At 28.9% G+C, this 18,414-nt stretch carries 13 protein-coding genes; 9 read left to right on the top strand and 4 right to left on the bottom strand.

Features of this window, described 5'->3' with window-relative positions:
- Positions 1-178: 178 nt before the first annotated feature.
- From HXZ69_RS03385 to HXZ69_RS03400, 4 genes are all read left to right on the top strand, one after another.
- Complete coding sequence (locus tag HXZ69_RS03385; RefSeq protein WP_286494989.1) at positions 179-1,441, top strand: OmpA family protein; 1,263 nt, start codon at positions 179-181, stop codon at positions 1,439-1,441.
- Between the two features lie 106 nt (positions 1,442-1,547).
- Positions 1,548-3,488 (top strand): polysaccharide biosynthesis protein, encoded by a 1,941-nt coding sequence (locus HXZ69_RS03390; protein ID WP_286494991.1) that lies wholly within the window; start codon positions 1,548-1,550, stop codon positions 3,486-3,488.
- Positions 3,478-4,239: a polysaccharide biosynthesis/export family protein gene (locus tag HXZ69_RS03395; protein ID WP_125348880.1), complete on the top strand. Its 762-nt coding sequence runs from the start codon at positions 3,478-3,480 to the stop codon at positions 4,237-4,239. The genes HXZ69_RS03390 and HXZ69_RS03395 overlap by 11 nt, the downstream gene beginning before the upstream one ends.
- Before the next feature lie 2 nt (positions 4,240-4,241).
- Positions 4,242-6,623 (top strand): GumC family protein, encoded by a 2,382-nt coding sequence (locus tag HXZ69_RS03400; RefSeq protein WP_286494994.1) that lies wholly within the window; start codon positions 4,242-4,244, stop codon positions 6,621-6,623.
- Between the two features lie 52 nt (positions 6,624-6,675).
- Here the strand turns inward: HXZ69_RS03400 and HXZ69_RS03405 are convergent, their stop codons facing one another.
- On the bottom strand, positions 6,676-7,371 hold the full coding sequence (locus tag HXZ69_RS03405; RefSeq protein WP_219034502.1) for a hypothetical protein: 696 nt from the start codon (positions 7,369-7,371) through the stop codon (positions 6,676-6,678).
- Positions 7,372-7,557: 186 nt separating this feature from the next.
- Here HXZ69_RS03405 and HXZ69_RS03410 point away from each other — a divergent pair, with 186 nt between their 5' ends.
- Complete coding sequence (locus tag HXZ69_RS03410; RefSeq protein ID WP_038336266.1) at positions 7,558-8,397, top strand: HAEPLYID family protein; 840 nt, start codon at positions 7,558-7,560, stop codon at positions 8,395-8,397.
- Positions 8,398-8,534: 137 nt separating this feature from the next.
- Here the strand turns inward: HXZ69_RS03410 and HXZ69_RS03415 are convergent, their stop codons facing one another.
- Genes HXZ69_RS03415 through HXZ69_RS03425 form a run of 3 tightly spaced genes read right to left on the bottom strand, consistent with a single transcriptional unit; the run spans position 8,535 to position 10,420 of the window.
- Positions 8,535-9,143, bottom strand: a complete 609-nt coding sequence (locus HXZ69_RS03415; RefSeq protein ID WP_286494995.1) for a PIN domain-containing protein — start codon at positions 9,141-9,143, stop codon at positions 8,535-8,537.
- Positions 9,144-9,161: 18 nt separating this feature from the next.
- Positions 9,162-9,482, bottom strand: coding sequence for an STAS-like domain-containing protein (locus HXZ69_RS03420; RefSeq protein ID WP_286494996.1), 321 nt, complete (start codon positions 9,480-9,482; stop codon positions 9,162-9,164).
- A gap of 41 nt (positions 9,483-9,523) precedes the next feature.
- Positions 9,524-10,420, bottom strand: a complete 897-nt coding sequence (locus HXZ69_RS03425; protein ID WP_286494997.1) for a hypothetical protein — start codon at positions 10,418-10,420, stop codon at positions 9,524-9,526.
- Between the two features lie 498 nt (positions 10,421-10,918).
- Here HXZ69_RS03425 and HXZ69_RS03430 point away from each other — a divergent pair, with 498 nt between their 5' ends.
- From HXZ69_RS03430 to HXZ69_RS03445, 4 genes are read left to right on the top strand one after another with little or no spacing between them, the layout of a single operon-like run.
- Positions 10,919-12,868 (top strand): DUF262 domain-containing protein, encoded by a 1,950-nt coding sequence (locus HXZ69_RS03430; RefSeq protein ID WP_286494998.1) that lies wholly within the window; start codon positions 10,919-10,921, stop codon positions 12,866-12,868.
- 58 nt (positions 12,869-12,926) lie between these two features.
- On the top strand, positions 12,927-14,726 hold the full coding sequence (locus HXZ69_RS03435) for a site-specific DNA-methyltransferase (RefSeq protein ID WP_286494999.1): 1,800 nt from the start codon (positions 12,927-12,929) through the stop codon (positions 14,724-14,726).
- 3 nt (positions 14,727-14,729) lie between these two features.
- On the top strand, positions 14,730-17,072 hold the full coding sequence (locus tag HXZ69_RS03440) for a DEAD/DEAH box helicase (RefSeq protein WP_286495000.1): 2,343 nt from the start codon (positions 14,730-14,732) through the stop codon (positions 17,070-17,072).
- Positions 17,073-17,075: 3 nt separating this feature from the next.
- Complete coding sequence (locus tag HXZ69_RS03445) at positions 17,076-18,176, top strand: Fic family protein (RefSeq protein ID WP_286495001.1); 1,101 nt, start codon at positions 17,076-17,078, stop codon at positions 18,174-18,176.
- Positions 18,177-18,414 lie beyond the last annotated feature (238 nt).

The following is an 18,414-nucleotide window of genomic DNA, read 5'->3' on the forward strand; positions in this document are numbered from 1 at the left end:
TAAAAATGATATAAGAAAATCAAAAATTAATTTCGGCACAATTATTGAATATTTTTTAAACAAGTTAAAATAATCATAAAGACATAATCATGACTTTCGTTAGTTATAGTGTTTTTTAACAGTTTTTGATTGATTCGTTTTTAAGTATTTATATAAATTTGCAATTAAATATATCCTCATGAAAAAGATTTCATACCTATTAAGTGTAATTGGATTAGGAATTTTTGCTCACGCGCAAGAAACTACTGAAACAATTAACAACGATTACAACAAATGGTCTATCGAGGCCAATGGAGGTGCGGTAAAAGCAAGAAAAGCATTCGCTCCAGGTTATTATTCAGAAACACCAAGTTTTTTCCATGCTGATTTTGGTGTACGTTATATGTTCAATCCAAAATTTGGTTTAAAATTAGATGGTGGATATGATCGTATCAAAGAAGGCGAAGATGTAGCTCGTTTCCGTTCTAATTATTACCGTGTAGATTTACAAGGGGTTGCGAACTTAGGACGAATCATGAATTTTGAAACATGGACAAATAGAATTGGATTATTAGCTCATGGTGGTGCAGGTTACTCTTGGATGAATAATGATGCGACAAAAGGTGCTGATGGTAAAGTTTTCGACGACAATGATAACATGGTAAATGTTATGGTTGGTTTAACACCACAATTAAGATTAACTGATCGTGTTGTTTTAACAGGAGATGTATCTTACGTAAGAAATATTCGTCAAAATGTAACATTTGATGGCACAGCTAACACATCAGGTTCAGGATTTGGAGGTGAAATTTGGAATGCTACTTTAGGTTTAACATTTTACTTAGGTAAAAACGAAAAACATGCTGACTGGGTTTACGAACCAACTCGTTCTGACTTAGAAGATCGTATTTCTAACATCGAACAAATGTTAAAAGATACTGATGGTGATGGTGTTGCTGATTACTTAGATCAAGAACCAGATTCAGCTCCAGGTGCAGTAGTTGACACAAAAGGTGTTACTATCGACCACAACGGAAACGGAATTCCAGATAATATTGAAGAATATATCAAACAAAATGCAGGAGGAAACACAACTGTCATTAACGATGCTGATTTCTTAGAGCAAATGATTAATTCAGGTATTATCAACGTATACTTCGATTACAACTCTGACAAACCATACCAACAATCTGTTGGAGGTATCAAATTTGTATCTGAGTACTTAAAAGCTAAACCAAATGCTCAAATTGACATTTTAGGTTTTGCTGATCCAGTAGGAGGAGATGCTTTCAATAAAGACTTATCTCGTAGAAGAGCAGAAAATGTTAAAGCTATTTTAGTTAGTCAAGGAGCTAATGCTTCTCAATTAACTACTGTTGGTGAAGGGGAAGATAAAGAGTTCAAAAACTCTCAAGTTTCATCTCATCAATTAGCAAGAAGAGTTGTTTTCAGAGTAAAATAATTCTCTCTTAATTTAAGATATTAATCAGGGATAGATTTTTCCATTTTTTGGAGTCTCTATTCCTGATTTTTTTATTATCTTTACCACCACTTAAATTACTAAAATATTGAATCCTTTTAACCAACACTTTAATGCTCCTAGATGGGTAGTATTAGTGCTAGACATACTTATTGTTTTCTTTAGCTATGTAATAACCAATTTTATACTTAATAGTTTTCTAAATTCTTTTAGTTTAGAAAAATTATTATTTAAATTACCATTTGTTGTAGCAGCATATACTCTATGTTTCCTATACTTCAAAACATATAAGGGAATTGTAAAAAAAACGGGGTTAAAAGATGCTGAAAATGTATTTGTATCTAATACTACGGCTTTTCTGATTCTTTTCTTCATCTCTTTTATCTATAGACAATTCATTGAATCTAATCTTTCGGAGAACACTCCTGTTTCATATGTTTTCAGAATGTCTTACTCTGTTATCTTTGTCCATTTATTTATTTCAACAGTAATAATGGTTATTGCCAGATTATATTATAAATGGATTTATAATTATTTTTTCTCAAAAAATAAGGAACAACAAAAAATATTAATTTACGGTGCAGGAGATTCAGGATTAATTACTCGAGATATTTTACAAAATGATACTCAGTTTAATTATAAAGTTGTAGGTTTTATTGATGATAAACCTTCTAAAATTGGAACATTTATAGATGGTGTTAAAATTTATTCTATAAATGATATTGATAATAAATTCATTGAACGAAATGATATTTCAGAAATTATTATTTCTATTCAAAATATTAAAACGAATCAATTATTAAATCTATCCAAATCATTAGAAGATTTGAATGTAAACATAAAAATAATTCCACCTATTTCTAATTGGATTGATGGTACATACAAGCCTGCTCAAATCAAACAATTAAAAATTGAAGATTTATTAGGTCGTGAATCAATTAAGTTGAAAAACCCTATTATTAATGAAAATGTACAAGGTAAGGTAATACTTGTTACTGGTGCTGCAGGTTCTATAGGAAGTGAAATTTCAAGGCAACTTGCTATGATGGATTTTGCTCAACTAATTTTGATTGATCAGGCAGAATCGGCTCTATATGATGTTCAACAGTCTTTAAAAAATGAAATTTCTGAAGAAAAACAAAATAGAATAGATTATATCGTTTCGAGTGTAAGAGATCGAAAACGAATGTTAAGCCTTTTTGATAAATATCATCCGCAAATTATTTTTCATGCAGCTGCATATAAACATGTTCCTTTAATGGAAAGATTTCCATATGAAGCAATTAATACAAATATTTATGGAACAAAAATTATTGCTGATTTAGCGAATGAATTTGGTGCCGAAAAATTTGTTATGGTTTCAACAGATAAAGCGGTTAATCCGACTAACGTGATGGGAGCAACCAAACGTGTGGCAGAAATTTATGTAAATTGTACAAATGAAAAATCTAAAACAAATTATATTGTTACTCGATTTGGCAATGTCTTAGGATCTAATGGTTCTGTAATACCTTTATTCAAACGTCAATTAGAAAACGGAGGTCCTTTGACAGTAACACATCCCGATATTACACGTTTTTTCATGACTATTCCAGAGGCCTGCCAATTAGTATTAGAAGCGGCTATTATGGGAAAAGGTGGTGAGATTTTTGTATTCGACATGGGCGAATCAATGAAAATTATTGATCTTGCTAAAAGGATGATTAGATTAAGTGGCTTTAAATATCCTGAAGAAATTGATATAAAAATTGTAGGTTTGCGTCCAGGTGAAAAAATCTATGAAGAGTTATTGGCTAATGATGAAAATACAGTAAAGACCCATCATGAAAAAATAATGATAGCAAAAGTTAATACAAACAAATGTCAAGACAATAAAAAACTAATTGAAGAACTATGCTTAATGTCTTCAACCATAGAAAAACATGAGCAAGTCATGCATTTAGTGGCTAAAATAAAAGAGATTGTACCAGAATTTAAATCTCAAAACTCAGAATTTGAAAAACTTGATAACTTAATTTATGAAAAATAAAATTTTTAATCTTTTAATTGTAATAGTTATACTCACTATTTCTTCTTGTGCATCAAAAAAAGAATTAGTCTACTTTCAAGGAGATCAACAATCTACTACGAAATACGAAGAATATATTCCTAAAATTCAATCTTCTGATATGCTAGCAATCAGTGTAAGTGCTGCTGATATAAAAGCTACAGAACCTTTTAATCAACAAAGTGTTTATCAAGTAAATTCTGGGGTGCAAAATAATCCTTATGCGAAGGTTTATACTGTTGATGAAAATGGTTATATCAACTATCCGTTAATTGGTAATGTGAAAGTAGGTGGATTAACTAGAACAGAAGCTGAAAATGAATTAAAAGCAAAAATCTCAAAATATATCGTTAATCCTGGGGTAAATATTAATTTTACAAATTTTAGAATTAGCGTTTTAGGAGAAGTTGCTAAACCTGGTAATTTTACAATTCCAAGCGAAAGAGTAAGTATACTTGATGCTTTAGGTATGGCTGGTGATTTAACTATTAATGGTGTTAGAAATAATATTATGGTTATTCGTGAACAAAATGGACAAAAACAAACATATAACGTCGATTTAACATCCAAAGAAATACTAAACTCTCCTGTTTATTATTTAGCCCAAAATGATGTTATTTATGTAGAACCAAATAATGCTAAAATTTCATCATCTAAATTTACACCAAACTATTCATTATGGATATCTGTTGCTGGTGTTATAATATCTGTAATTGCTGTTATTTCTAAATAAAAATGAGTACAAATAAAAATAACCTAGAAGACCAATACTTCGATGAGTCTGAAGAAACGATTAATATCAGACAAATTTTAGAACAATATCTTTATTACTGGAAATGGTTTGTATTTGGAGTTATTATTTCTTTAACCTTAGCCTTTTTATATGTTAAATATACTCAGAAACAATATCAAGTTTCAGCTAAAATATTATTAAATGAGAAAGAATCTGCAACAGGTGAATTAGCTGGTTTAATGGATCAAGCTATGCTTGGAGGGGGATCTTCAACAAATGCTGAAGTTGGTGATCAAATTGATGTTTTAAAATCAAAACGACTAATTACTAAGGTTGTAGAAGAAAATAATTTAAATATTCAATATTTTAGTAAAGGTCGTGTAGCTGAAGTTGAATTAACTCAAGAGAAATCTCCTATTAAAATTATTTTTCTAAACGAAGCTGATAAAACCAATGAAGATTTAGAAGCTAAATTTATTGTTCAAATAAAATCTACAACAAAATTTATTTTAACAAACAAAACAACTTCTACAGAAAAGGAATATTCTTTTGGACAAAAAATAAATGATAAGATTGGAAGTTTTGTTATCAGTCCTAATAAAAACTTAGCTAAATCAATTGATAATGAATATCTGATTGTTTTAAATTCTATTGATAAGACTGTAGATAATTACCAAAAGAAACTTGCTATAGATCCTAACAGTGAAAAAAGTTCTAAAATTATTAACTTCTCATTAGTAGGTCCTGTTCCTGAGATTTCTAAAAAAGTAATTAATGATTTAATTATTAATTACAACAAAGATATTGTAGGCGATAACCATAAATTAACTGAAGCTACATCTAAGTTTATTGATTCAAGGTTAGCTATTGTTAGTGGCGATTTAGATGGTGTTGACAAACAATTAGAACAATATAAACAAAGTAATAATATTACAGATGTTACCTCTGAAGCAAATATTTTTTTAGAGAGTGCTGCTGATAATGAAAAGAAATTATTAGATGCTTCTACACAACTACAATTAGTTGAATATATGAATGGAGCTCTTAATACGTCTCGTACAGATTTACTTCCTTCAAATATTGGTTTAGAAGATAAATCTATTTCATCAGAAATATCTTCATACAACGAACTAGTCCTAGCTAAAGAAGATATGTTAAAATCTGTAACAAATGAACATCCAAATGTTATTAAATTACAAGAGCAAATAAATGATGTAAAAAGAAACCTGAAGAATAGTTTAAAATTATATAGAAATAACACACAAACTATTTTAAATACAATACAAGGAAAGCAAAATCAAATTGCTGGAAAAATTAAAAAAGTACCTAGTCAAGAGCGTGGTTTTAGAGATATATCTCGCCAACAACAAATTGTAGAGGCTTTATATTTATTCTTACTTCAGAAAAGAGAAGAAAATGAAATAAAAGCTGCTGCAACACCAGAAAATATTAAAGTAATTGATTATGCTTATGGTATAAAAGAACCTGTTTCCCCTAAAAAAAGTATTATATTTTTAGGAGCGCTTATTGTAGGTCTTATAATACCTTTTATAATAATTTATATATACAAATTATTAAATAATACAGTTAATTCAAAAGAAGATGTAGAAAATGCCGTAGGAGCACCTATCGCAGGACAAGTACCGAAAAGTAATATTTCTATATTAGAAAATAATGATAACTCAAGTGCTGCTGAAGCTTTCCGAATCTTAAGAACAAATGTAAATTTCTTATTAAAGAACTCAACAGATCCTCAATGTATTTATATTACATCTACAACTAGTGGAGAAGGAAAATCATTTATATCAACTAACTTAACTCAGATTTTAACAATGTCTGGAAAATCAGTATTGTTAATCGGAGCTGATATTCGAAGTCCAAAAGTATTAGATTATTTAGGTATTTCTGATCAATATATACATAAATATGGTGTAACTGAATATTTAATTTCTAATGATGTTAATATTGATGATATTATCATAAAAAAACCTGCACATTATAAATTCGATGTTATTTATTCAGGTCAAATAGCACCTAATCCATCCGAATTATTAATGAATGGACGATTTGATGATATTATTAAATATGGAAAGGAACATTATGATTATGTAATAGTTGATACAGCTCCTGTAAGTTTAGTAACTGATACACTATTAATTTCAGACGATGCAGATATTACAATGTACGTAGTTCGTGCCAACTACTTAGATAAACGTATGCTAGCAATTCCAAGAGATTTATATAGAGAAAATAGACTTAAGAATATGGCTATGGTTATTAATGATGTTGACTTTACAAAAGGTTATGGCTATGGTTATGGCTATGGTTATGGAGAAAACCATAATAAAGGTGGATTTTTTAAAAACCTTTTTAAACGTAAATAAAATAAAAACCTGAAGTTAATCTTCAGGTTTTTTGTTCTATAAAATATATACACTATTGACCTTCCTTCTCCAATCTCTCTAATGCTTTTTCGTGAGCTGATTTTACATCATTTTTGATCTTTTTATCTTGTGTAGATTTTCTAATCTTTTCTGCATGATAAGCCAAATCATCTAATGTCATTTTATAACTCACATAAAATCCGCGATTATATCTTGAATATGAAGCTAATCCCCAACCAGCAATTAATTGATTCTTAATCTTTTTGGTTTGATATTCGTTCAAATAACGTTGAAGTTTTGGAGAAATTTCTTCTTTCGCAATTGATTTTACAGAACCATTCATTCGGCTAAACCAATATTTATTATCCAATTTTATATATGATTTTGCACCTAAAATGCTTTTAAAAGCAAGATCCCCAAGCAGTAAAACCTTTTCAAATTCAGATTTTTCATTGGTCATATAATCCCAATACATTTCAGAAGTCATTCCAACCATCGGACTTTTATCTATTGTTGCTTCATACAAATCTTTACCATTTTGATAAGCTGCTGCAACATTTTTAAATTCGATTCCAAAATCATCACAAGCCTTCTGATAACCTGTAAAAGAACCCGAATATTTCTCGAAATTATCTATAAAAACTCTATAAATACAATAATGTGAAATATCAATCAAAACTTTTTTAGAATCATCTAAAAAACCGTTTATCAACTGTATCGGAAAGTTATAATATTCGTAGGAACTCATAATTGTTTGATTGTCTTAAATGTGGTGTTAATTCATCGACTAAGATAAGATAGTTTTTATTATTCTTAAAATGATAAGTATCAAAAAACTTCAAAATTTAATAGGTTAGATTTTTAAAGGGGTAAAACTTCAATTCCTAATTTCTTCCTAAATCTTCTTTGTCCTTTGTCTCAAAATAATAAACAAATGAAATTTTTCTTAACAATAATTACAAGCACTTTCTTAACAATTACTACGATAGCTCAGACGAAAAATGATTCAATTATCACCATTCAACCTCAACAAAAAACATTAAAACCTAAAGTTGAACATGCAGAACCTCTCTATACAGATTTGATGCGTGATTTGGGCGCACGAAAAGGAGAAGCTGAGATAAATGTAGGATTTGGAGTGACCTCAAAAAAAGGATATAATGAATATAATGGTTTTATTGAGTATGAATGGGCTGTTGCAGATCGTTTGGGATTGGAGGTTGAAGTACCTTTTTCTTTTAATCACAAAAGCGATAATAACGATGGCTCTATTTATGTTCCGAACAATAAAATTGAAGGTTTAAAATTAGCAACTCAATATACTTTTTTAGTAAATGAAAAACAAAAAATGTCTTTGGCTGTAGCTTATGTTCATGAATTTGAGTTTAATAATTTTAAAGAATTAGGACATCAAGGTTCTGTATTTACGGGTATGAAAATGAATCCTGTTTTTATTGGAGCAAAGAATTTTAAAAATTTCAACACGTTAATCTATACAGGTCCTATTTTTGAACATCATTATAAAGAGCAAAAAGTAGATGTTGGAGCAACTATAAATGCAAGTATGATGTATGTTTTACCAAATTCGAAAAACTTTATTGGACTTGAAAATAATATGGATATTGACCGCGATGGATTTCATTATACTTTAAGACCTCAAATTAGATTGGCTATTCAACACAATTTAATGATTGGTTTGGTTACTGGAGTTTCTATCACCAAACATACAGGAACCAACCTTGATGTGATGACACGTATTATTTGGGAACCTTAGTTTTCTTAATAAAAAAACCTCCTTTAAAACTTTTTAAAGGAGATTTGTGGAGCTGGCGGGACTTGCTATAAACACTAATAACCAACTATTTATCTGTTTTTAATTTACTTAAGGGATGTATTAGGGGATGTTTTAATTTATCCGTCAACTAATTTCAATTTTAGAAAACTATTAAAAAGTGTTTCACTTTCTGTCATGACTTCTACATCCTCTACCCAAAAATCTTTATCATCTGTAACTAATATATAATTATTGGCTTTACAAATTTGGTAATAATAATGATCATTAAAATCTAAATGAGTTGGCAAATCTTTAAGTATATGCTTTAATTTAAATTTATCTCCTAATTTATCTGATACTAAATGTAAGGTATCATGCATGTCTCTAATTTCATCACATAGCAATGTATAAGCAATTTTAAATTCATCTGATTTCCTAAATACAGCCTTATAAAAATCTGTAGGAGGAACATAACTTGAATCTTGTTTTTTCATTTTAAGTAAAAACTTTTCCATATGTACATCTCTAAGAATTCGATTTATAACTTCTGATAAAACCAAAGCTGTAACGACAATCTTACATTTACCATTGTCTTGAATTTTTTCTATATATGTAATGTAGTTTTTATCCTTGAAAGACAATTTAGATTTAGGAGCTAGAATTTTAATCCAAATATTAGCATCTAAAAAATAAAATGCACCATCCTTAGGACGTGCATTTTGTGTTTTTGAATATAAATAAGGCATAATTAACCTCTTCTTCTATTATAAAGAAACAATCATATTATCTACTAATTCATCATATTGATCTCCTAAAAGTGCATTTTCAATGATATCTTCAACTTTCAATTTAAACATTGGTTTATCTTCTGGAAATACAAAATTATTAGTATTCACATTGTTATGGATTAGAGCATACTGCCCAATTGATTCATTTAAAAAAGCTGTAGAAATACGCTTAATCCCTTCAAATGAAAGAATTAAAGAATCAGGATTAATGTCACTAATTACATTAAAAACATTAACACCATCTTCAATATTTGTAGCTAAATTAGAATTTATAATATCTAAAATATTGATTTTCATAATTTTGCTTTTAAACGGTTTATGTTTGCAAAGGTACAACACTAAATTTCAAATACCAAATTTACTATTGTTCCTATGAATGGTTTACTAAATATCTGTTTTTTCATAGGGGAATTTTCAAGATTTTTACTCCAAAATGTATCTCCTGTTATAATTTGAAAATCTCCATTATTAGTACTAAAATAACTATTTAAATCAAATAAACCTAACCCCCCAGGTCTATTTTTTTTTGTTGTATTTCTTTTTTCTAATGCCCATTTAATTGCTTGATAGTTTGAGTGTACTTCATTCTTTGTTTTTTCAGCTATTGCAGGAAGAAAACCTTTGCCTAAATCTACCATAGTAAAAATAAGTTTAGACTGTCTAGGATAGTATTGTCCACATACATAAAAATCATTCTCTGTTTGAGCATGAAGTTGAATATTACAAAATATTTCATTTAATGCATCTAGTATGCAATCGCTTTGATTGTCAGATATATTTGGCATCCCCCTATGATGCATCAAGTTATTTTCTATATAATCATTAAATCCAATTTTATCTTTTTGATCAAAATTTTGAAATGCTATAGTTGAATTTCTTTCATCTGATTTATAATTTTCAGAATTTAAAAAACCATTTCTAAATAATACATCAAATCTATTTTCTAAAAAAGCTAAGTCTGTTGTAAACTTTAGATTATTATTATTTATTAATAGTTGGATCATTGCTCCAAAAATGGCACTTAAATTAGCATCAAACCATCTTAAATGATAAAAGTCTATAGAAATTATGTAATCAAAATAATCCTTAGCTTCATTATAAAATTTAAATAATTCATTGATACCCACAAAATTAGTGGTAAGATCTCCTACAATTTTAATAACAACCGTATTTTCCATATTTTGCAAATCTATGTTTTCCCATATTTCTACTATAATTTTCTTTTGGAATTTCATTATTGATTATTAACAAGTTGTTAATTATAATCTTTACCCCTCCATCCGTATCCTCTTAAATATCCCTCCCTCCCTAATTAATATTATTAATAAGCAGGTAGCTCCAAAAATTTTTTTCAAAATTTTCCATATTAAATAGATTAAAGGCTGCATAATTATTAATAAAGGAATGATATTGTTATAAAAAATTTTAAACAACAATTTAAAATGTTGAATAACATTTGTTTACGTTGTGTTAATTTATATTTTTCACTCAAAATACATTCATTAATTAAACTAAAAGGTATTATAATTATTCATAAATGATTTTATTTCGTTAGCTATATGTAACGTAATTAAATTAATATAAAATCTATAAACATCATAATGAAACAATACCAATTAGTAAATGATTTATTTTGATTTTGTAAATTGAAACAAAATTACGGTTAACCGTATTTTTCAAAAGGTAATAATACTTACCTTAGAAAATCTGTTTGATTTTAAAAACTTTAACTAATGAGTACAATTTTACCTTTTGAAAAATTATTTGAACAAACAATATTTAGAATTCCTGATTATCAACGTGGTTATTCTTGGACAGAAAAAGAATTAAATGATTTATGGGCAGACTTATCAAATACAAGTTTAAGAAATGACGCTTACCATTTTACAGGAATATTAACTGTAAATACTTTTAGTGATAACGACTTCAATAAAATTAATCAAGAAGGTTTTAATCTAGTTGAAAATCCTGAAGGTAAAAAAACAATAATTATCAATGGTATTGATATAAAAGCTTACAATTTAGTTGATGGTCAACAAAGGTTAACTACAATTCTAATTTTACTTTCAAGATTAGTTAAAAAAATTAATAATGTAGCCGAACAGCTGCAATATTCAAGAAAATATTTTTTTATAAATGAAAATGAAATCAATAAATATATCTTTGGATATCATGTTGATGTTCCTTCTCACAATTTCTTGATTCGTGATATTTTTGAAGACCCCTCTTACAACGAAGAAAGTACAGAAACTTTATATACACATAATTTACTTTTTGCTAAAAATTATTTTGACAATAAAATAAATAATTTCTCTCCAAATGAAATCAATGAATTAATTACTAAAATTACTAAAAGGTTATTATTCTCTATACTAGATTTGAGTGTTTCTGTAGATACAAATCTCGATGTTTCTATGATTTTTGAAACTTTAAATTTCAGAGGTAAACAACTTTCTGGATTAGAACGTTTTAAAAACAGAGTACTTTATTTACTCTCTAAACAACCTTTTAATCAAGCTCAAATCAATGGCAGACGAACATTAGTCAATAATACATGGCTAGAGGTATATAAATGGCTTGGAAGAAATCAAAAAAAGCCGATGGTTGATGATAATTTCCTAAAGGCATTTTGGCTCCTGTATTTTTCAAATGAAACGATGGTTGCGAAAAATTTTAAAGCCTATCAGTACAATTTATTTGAGCACGATTTTAGTTTGATGAATATTACTGAAAATAATTTCATGAATCCTTATGAATTGGGAAGATGGACAAGAGCTATGAAAAGAGCTGTACGTTTATGGTATTTTATTAACAATCCGTACGCAGTTGATGATGATCCTGATTTTGATTACATCTACACAAAAAAAATTCAACGATCGCTACTTCGACTTAATTCATTTCCTTATGGGTATGGTAGCTATATGTTGAATTTAGTATTAGCCGTTTTATCGAAAAAACTACCTCAAAAGAATGATGATGGTATACTAACAGAACAAGAGGAAATAAATTTAACACGAGTTGAAAAGATACTTTGGACGATGGAACGCCATAACATTATGTGTTTTTTACTTAATGGAAATAAAACAAATTATAATCAAGAAACGACGTTTAGAGATATTAATCGATATTTCAGAACAGAAGGAACTGCTTATGGGATTTCTTTATCAGAACTTTTAAAAGAAAGTAGAACATCACAATTTTCATGGAATAATGTAAGTAGAAATATTCTTCAAAATCAAAACTTCTATTCTTGGGATGGTATCCATTTTATTTTGAGAGAGTATGAAGAAATTATTTCAGATAAACGTGTTGACAGTGATATTAGTCTAAACTTACTATATCCTAATGAAGAATATCATTCAGTAAGAATTTTTTATCAAGATATCAATTCATTAACAATAAATAACCGTGTAAAATACACCTATTCTTTGGGTAATATTTTTATATCTAGTAATAAACAAAATCCAAAATCTTTTCAAGAACATAAAGATCGAATTAAAGCATCTTTAAATAGAGACAGTATTGTTTATGATTCTGAAATTGAGCTATTATCTATGGATCATTGGACAAAAGAAACTGTAATTATAAGAGGAAAAAAAATTCTTAACGCAATTTTAGATAAATGGGAAATACCACATCCTACAAAAGAGAATTTGTATGATTCTCTATTTGGACATCAATAACTTAAGAATTTGATAGTACCTGCACTTTTTAATACCTTTAAGGACTTATCCATACAGTATGAATAAACAAGACTTAATAAAGAAAATCAAAGATTTAACAGATATATCCAACGACGAAAAAGCGTATTTAATTGAATTGGTAAACACCAAAAAGAAATACGGTTTAGTTTGGGAAGACAAACCAGAAGATGTAGAAGAACAATTGCGCAGCATGTTACCTGTTTTTAAAGAGGTAAAGGAACGTGCAATAATTTCTGATGATGAAAATGCACCCAACCATATCTTAATTGAAGGCGACAACTTACATGCATTAACTGCTCTTTCGTATACACACGAAGGGAAAGTAGATGTCATCTATATCGATCCGCCTTATAATACAGGGAATAAAGACTTTATTTACAACGATGCGTACGTAGATAAAGAAGATACCTACCGTCACAGTAAATGGTTATCGTTTATGGATAAGCGTTTACGTTTGGCGAAGAAATTATTATCTGATAATGGAGTCATTTTTATTTCTATTGATGATAATGAACAAGCGCAATTAAAATTGTTGTGTGATGAAATATTAAATGAGAATAATTTTATAGGAAATTTTATTTGGACAAAAAAGAAAAAAGGGAGCCATTTATCTAAAACTATAAGAAGTATGACTGAATATGTATTAGTTTATTCAAAAGATATATCTAATACAGAATTATTTGGAGAAGCGGCTTATTCAAATAAGTGGCAGCCATTGGTTAAGAGAACTAACTCATTAAAAACTTTAACTTTTCCAAAAAATTTTATTACAACAACTTTAACTGATCAAATAATTGAAAAAGGAATTTATGGAAATGGAAGTTCTTCAATTGAAATTTTAAATGATATAATTGTTGAAAATCAATTAATAAAATCCGAATTAAATGTTAATGCACCATTTGTATGGACTCAAAAAAAATTAGATGAAGAAATTACAAACGGTAGTCAAATTTCGCTATCATCAAAATTTGGATTCAATACACTTAGACATGATCAAGATAGTAAAATAAAGCGTCCATCAACTATAATTAATTCAGAAGTTGGTGTTGGAACTAATGAAGATGCATATCAAGAGTTGATCAATATATTTAATGAAGAAGGTGTAATGACATATCCCAAACCTACATCATTAATAGAATATTTATTAAATACTAAAACTTACTTTAATAAAGATGCTATAATTCTTGATTTTTTTGCAGGCACAGGTACTACGTTACATGCAACAATGGCATTAAATGAAAAAGATAATGGTAACCGCACATGTATAATAGTAACTAATAACGAGAATCAAATTGCGGAAAAAGTAGCTTATGAGCGTAACAAACGTGTCATCCAAGGCTATACCAATGCAAAAGGAGAACAGGTTGAGGGATTAATCAATAATAACTTACGTTATTACCAAGCAGATTTTGTACCAAGTGAGCGTACAGAAGTAAACCGTCGTTTACTAACGGCTCGTTCTACAGAATTGTTATGCATCAAAGAAAATTGTTTCATCGACAAAACCAATGATTTTGGCATCAATGAGAAACAAGCCAAACTATTCTCCAATGGGTTAGGAAAATACATGGTAGTGGTTTACCATACCCGCAACCAAGAGGAAGTGATCGAGCAATTATCAAGCATTATTAGTGGTTTAGAAACGTCTGAAAAAGTAAAGGTATATGCGTTTAGTCCTGAAAAAGAAATCATAGAAGATGACTTTTACAAAGTTGCCGATAAAATCACTGCGGTTCCTTTGCCAGATAGTATTTACAATGCCTATCGTGCAACATTCCGCACCTTAAAATTAGACAAAAAAGGGGCTGTTTCATCAACTACTAACCAAGAAGCTTAATCCATGTACACTTTATTAGATTTTCAAGAAAAAGCAGTAAATGCATTACAAAATCATGTCATAGAAGCCTTAGAAATTGCTTCGCCACAAACACCTGTATTATTAAAAGCGCCTACAGGAGCAGGTAAAACGGTAATGGCTGCTGCTTTACTAGAACGTATTGTAGACCAAGCACATTTACATCCTGGTTTAGATAATAATATGGCGTTTATATGGTTTGCACCCAATACGTTACACGTACAAAGTTATGATTCTTTAAACCAATTGTACGAAGAACAAAGACGCTTAAATTGTTTAAATTTGAACGAGCTTTCAGCAAATCCGGTTCTCAATCCTGGTGATTTGTTGTTCGCCAATTGGAGCAGTTTAAGTTCTGCTACTAATATTTGGCGTAAAGAAAATGAATCCAATACTAATTTAGAATCGTTAATAGAAAATACACGTCAAAACGATACAAAGATTTTATTAATTATAGACGAAGCTCATTTGAGCGCATTCACTGGTGCTCAAGCAAAAGCAGTACGTGAGTTGATTGCAGCAGATGTAGAAATATTAATTACAGCTACCCCAAGTGGCGAACAATTAACAAAAGCACAAGATCGATTAGTGAACGTTTCTCGTAAGGAGGTTATCGAACAAGAATTAATTAAAAAATCGGTTCGTTTAAACATAGGGTTAAATCCTGACGAACAGAATGGAGAAAATGTTCACATTCATTTATTACGTAAAGCTTTTGAGAAAAAGGCAGAATTACAAAAATTATATAACGAAGAGTTAGGTGAAGGTGTTGTTAACCCTTTAATCCTAATTCAATTACCTTCAGATAAATCAACCTTATCAGATGAGGATAAGACAATCCGTGAAGTGATAGAAGGATTGTTAAACATGGAATACAACATTTCTACAGCTAACGGTCGCTTAGCCATTTGGTTATCAGGCGAAAAAGATAAAGACGGTTTAGAAGAAATGAATGGTTTACAAGATGTTTTAATCTTTAAGCAAGCCATTGCCCAAGGTTGGGACTGTCCTCGTGCTGCTATTTTAGTAAGTTATCGTAATGTACAATCGCCTGATTTTGGTATTCAAACAGTCGGTCGTATTTTGCGTATGCCACATCGTAAACATTATTTAAACGACGATTTAAACCATGGCTATGTGTACACCAACATCCAAACCAATCAAATAAAATTTGTGCCTTCAGATGCTGATTATTTTGATAAATTATTAGCCACAAGACAAGATGATAAAGGTTGGGTATATACCAATCTGAAAACTGCTCAGATGATTAATGACCGTAAAACGTCGGCTACGTTAACTTCTGCTTTTCAAACCATTTTCTTTAATATCATGGAGGCAAAGTATGGGGTAAAACAATTACCTGAGTTGGATTTATTCACACCTCGTGAAAGTGATGATGCAGATGTTATTGCTTTAAAAGAAAAGAATACAAATTTGATGCGTGAAAAGGGATGGGAATTTGATATAAGTTCGCACCAAATTACTATACCAACTGATATAAAGGTAGATCCGTATCAAGTGAATGCAATTGCAATCAATTCACTAAACTCAAAAGATTTTGCCATCACAAGCGAAGAGTTTAGACAATATTTTGATCGTTTCTGCTACGATAGTATTACTTTATTAATTAAAGAAAAATCATGGCGTAAAATGCGTGAAACATTAATCAATTTTGCAGAGTATTATTTACAAGCATTTGAATTTGATGCGCGAAAAATTTATTTATTTCCGCAAAATAAAGCATTGATACTAGATGATATCCGTGTGGCATTAGAAGAATTTAATAAATACCAACACGAACAAGAAGTAGTAAATCGTCGTGTGGAATATTCAGATTGGTCTATTCCAAAAGAACGTTTTTATTCAGAAAAACATACAAGAGAAGAAATTTCTTCTCATGCTTTAGCACCTTTCTATGAATTAAATGGAGCTTCAAATCCTGAAAAGTTATTCAAAGACTTCCTAATTCATAATGAAGATAAAATTGAGTATTGGTACAAGAATGGTGATAGTGGGCGTGAACATTTTGCAGTCGATTATACAGATATAGCAGGCGTAAAACGTTTGTTTTTTGTTGATTTTATTATTAAAACGAAAGACGGACGTATTGGATTGTTTGATACGAAATCTTTAAAATCTGATATTTCTGATGTTAATAAGCACAATGCATTACGCCGTTGGATGAATGAAAATGGTACCGAATATTTTGGTGGTGTATTAATCCCTGTCGAACAAGCGAATGTATGGAAATTCTATTATTCTGAATTTGATTTAGAGGAAAATAAATATATCGATTCAATTACAGGTTTTACTGATTTAAGATTTTAAAAGATGAGCAATTATAATATACCTAATTTACCTTTAGATCAGGATGTTGAATCTAAAAAAGTATTGAAAAAGTTAGCGCTAGCACATAAAGCATTGGCTGAATTAAATGGCGTTTCGGATACAATACCTAACCAAGAAATAATTTTAAACACATTGTCTTTACAAGAAGCGAAGGACAGTTCAGCTATTGAAAATATTATAACTACTCATGATGAACTATTTAGTAGTGATGAATTAACAAATCAGTTTACTAGTCCTGCAGCAAAAGAAGTTTTTAATTATGCTACATCTTTGAAAAATGGATTTAGTTTAGTAAAAAAATATGGTTTAATTACTTCAAATAATATTATTGATATTCAAGGTATTTTAGAAGAAACACGTTCTGGATTTAGAAAAGTTCCTGGAACAACTTTAAAAAATGATCAAACAGGAGAAATTATTTATACACCTCCGCAAAATCATCAAGATATTGTAAAATATATGTCTAATTTAGAGGTATTTATTAATGATCCTGATTTAACAGATTTAGATCCATTGGTTAAAATGGCTATTATTCATCATCAATTTGAAAGCATACATCCTTTTTATGATGGAAATGGTAGAACAGGACGTATCATTAATATTTTATATTTAGTCAAGGAAGAATTATTAAACTTACCTATTCTTTATTTAAGCCGTTATATAAATCAAAACAAGATTCAATATTATCAATTATTACAACAAACAAGGATAACCAAAGAATGGGAAGAATGGATTATGTTTATTTTAGAAGCAATAGAAAAGACATCAATTCAGACAACCTTTATAATTAAAGGAATAAAAAAATTAATGCAAGAATATAAAGTAATTATTAGGGAAAATGAACCTAAAATTTACTCTCAAGATTTAGTAAATAATTTATTCAAGCATCCTTACACTAAAATTGAATTTTTAGTTGAAGACATAGGAGTATCGAGACAAACAGCATCGAGACATTTAGATAAATTAATAGAGTTAAATCTTGTACATAAGCAAAAAATTGGTAAAGAGAATTTCTATATTAATAAAGCGTTATACGAGTTTTTATATGATGCGCCTCAAATTCACAATTTAAATGATATCTAAACGTGTTACAAAAAGTAAAAAATAATAACATGTTAAATAAAACGTGTTACAAAAAGTAAAAAATTGTAACATGTTAATAAAACGTGTTACAAAAAGTAAAAAATTGTAACATGTTAATAAAACGTGTTACAAAAAGTAAAAAATAATAACATGTTAAATAAAACGTGTTACAAAAAGTAAAAAATTGTAACATGTTAATAAAACGTGTTACAAAAAGTAAAAAATTGTAACATGTTAA

This window comes from Empedobacter sp. R132-2 (assembly GCF_030324375.1).
Taxonomy (GTDB): domain Bacteria; phylum Bacteroidota; class Bacteroidia; order Flavobacteriales; family Weeksellaceae; genus Empedobacter; species Empedobacter falsenii_B.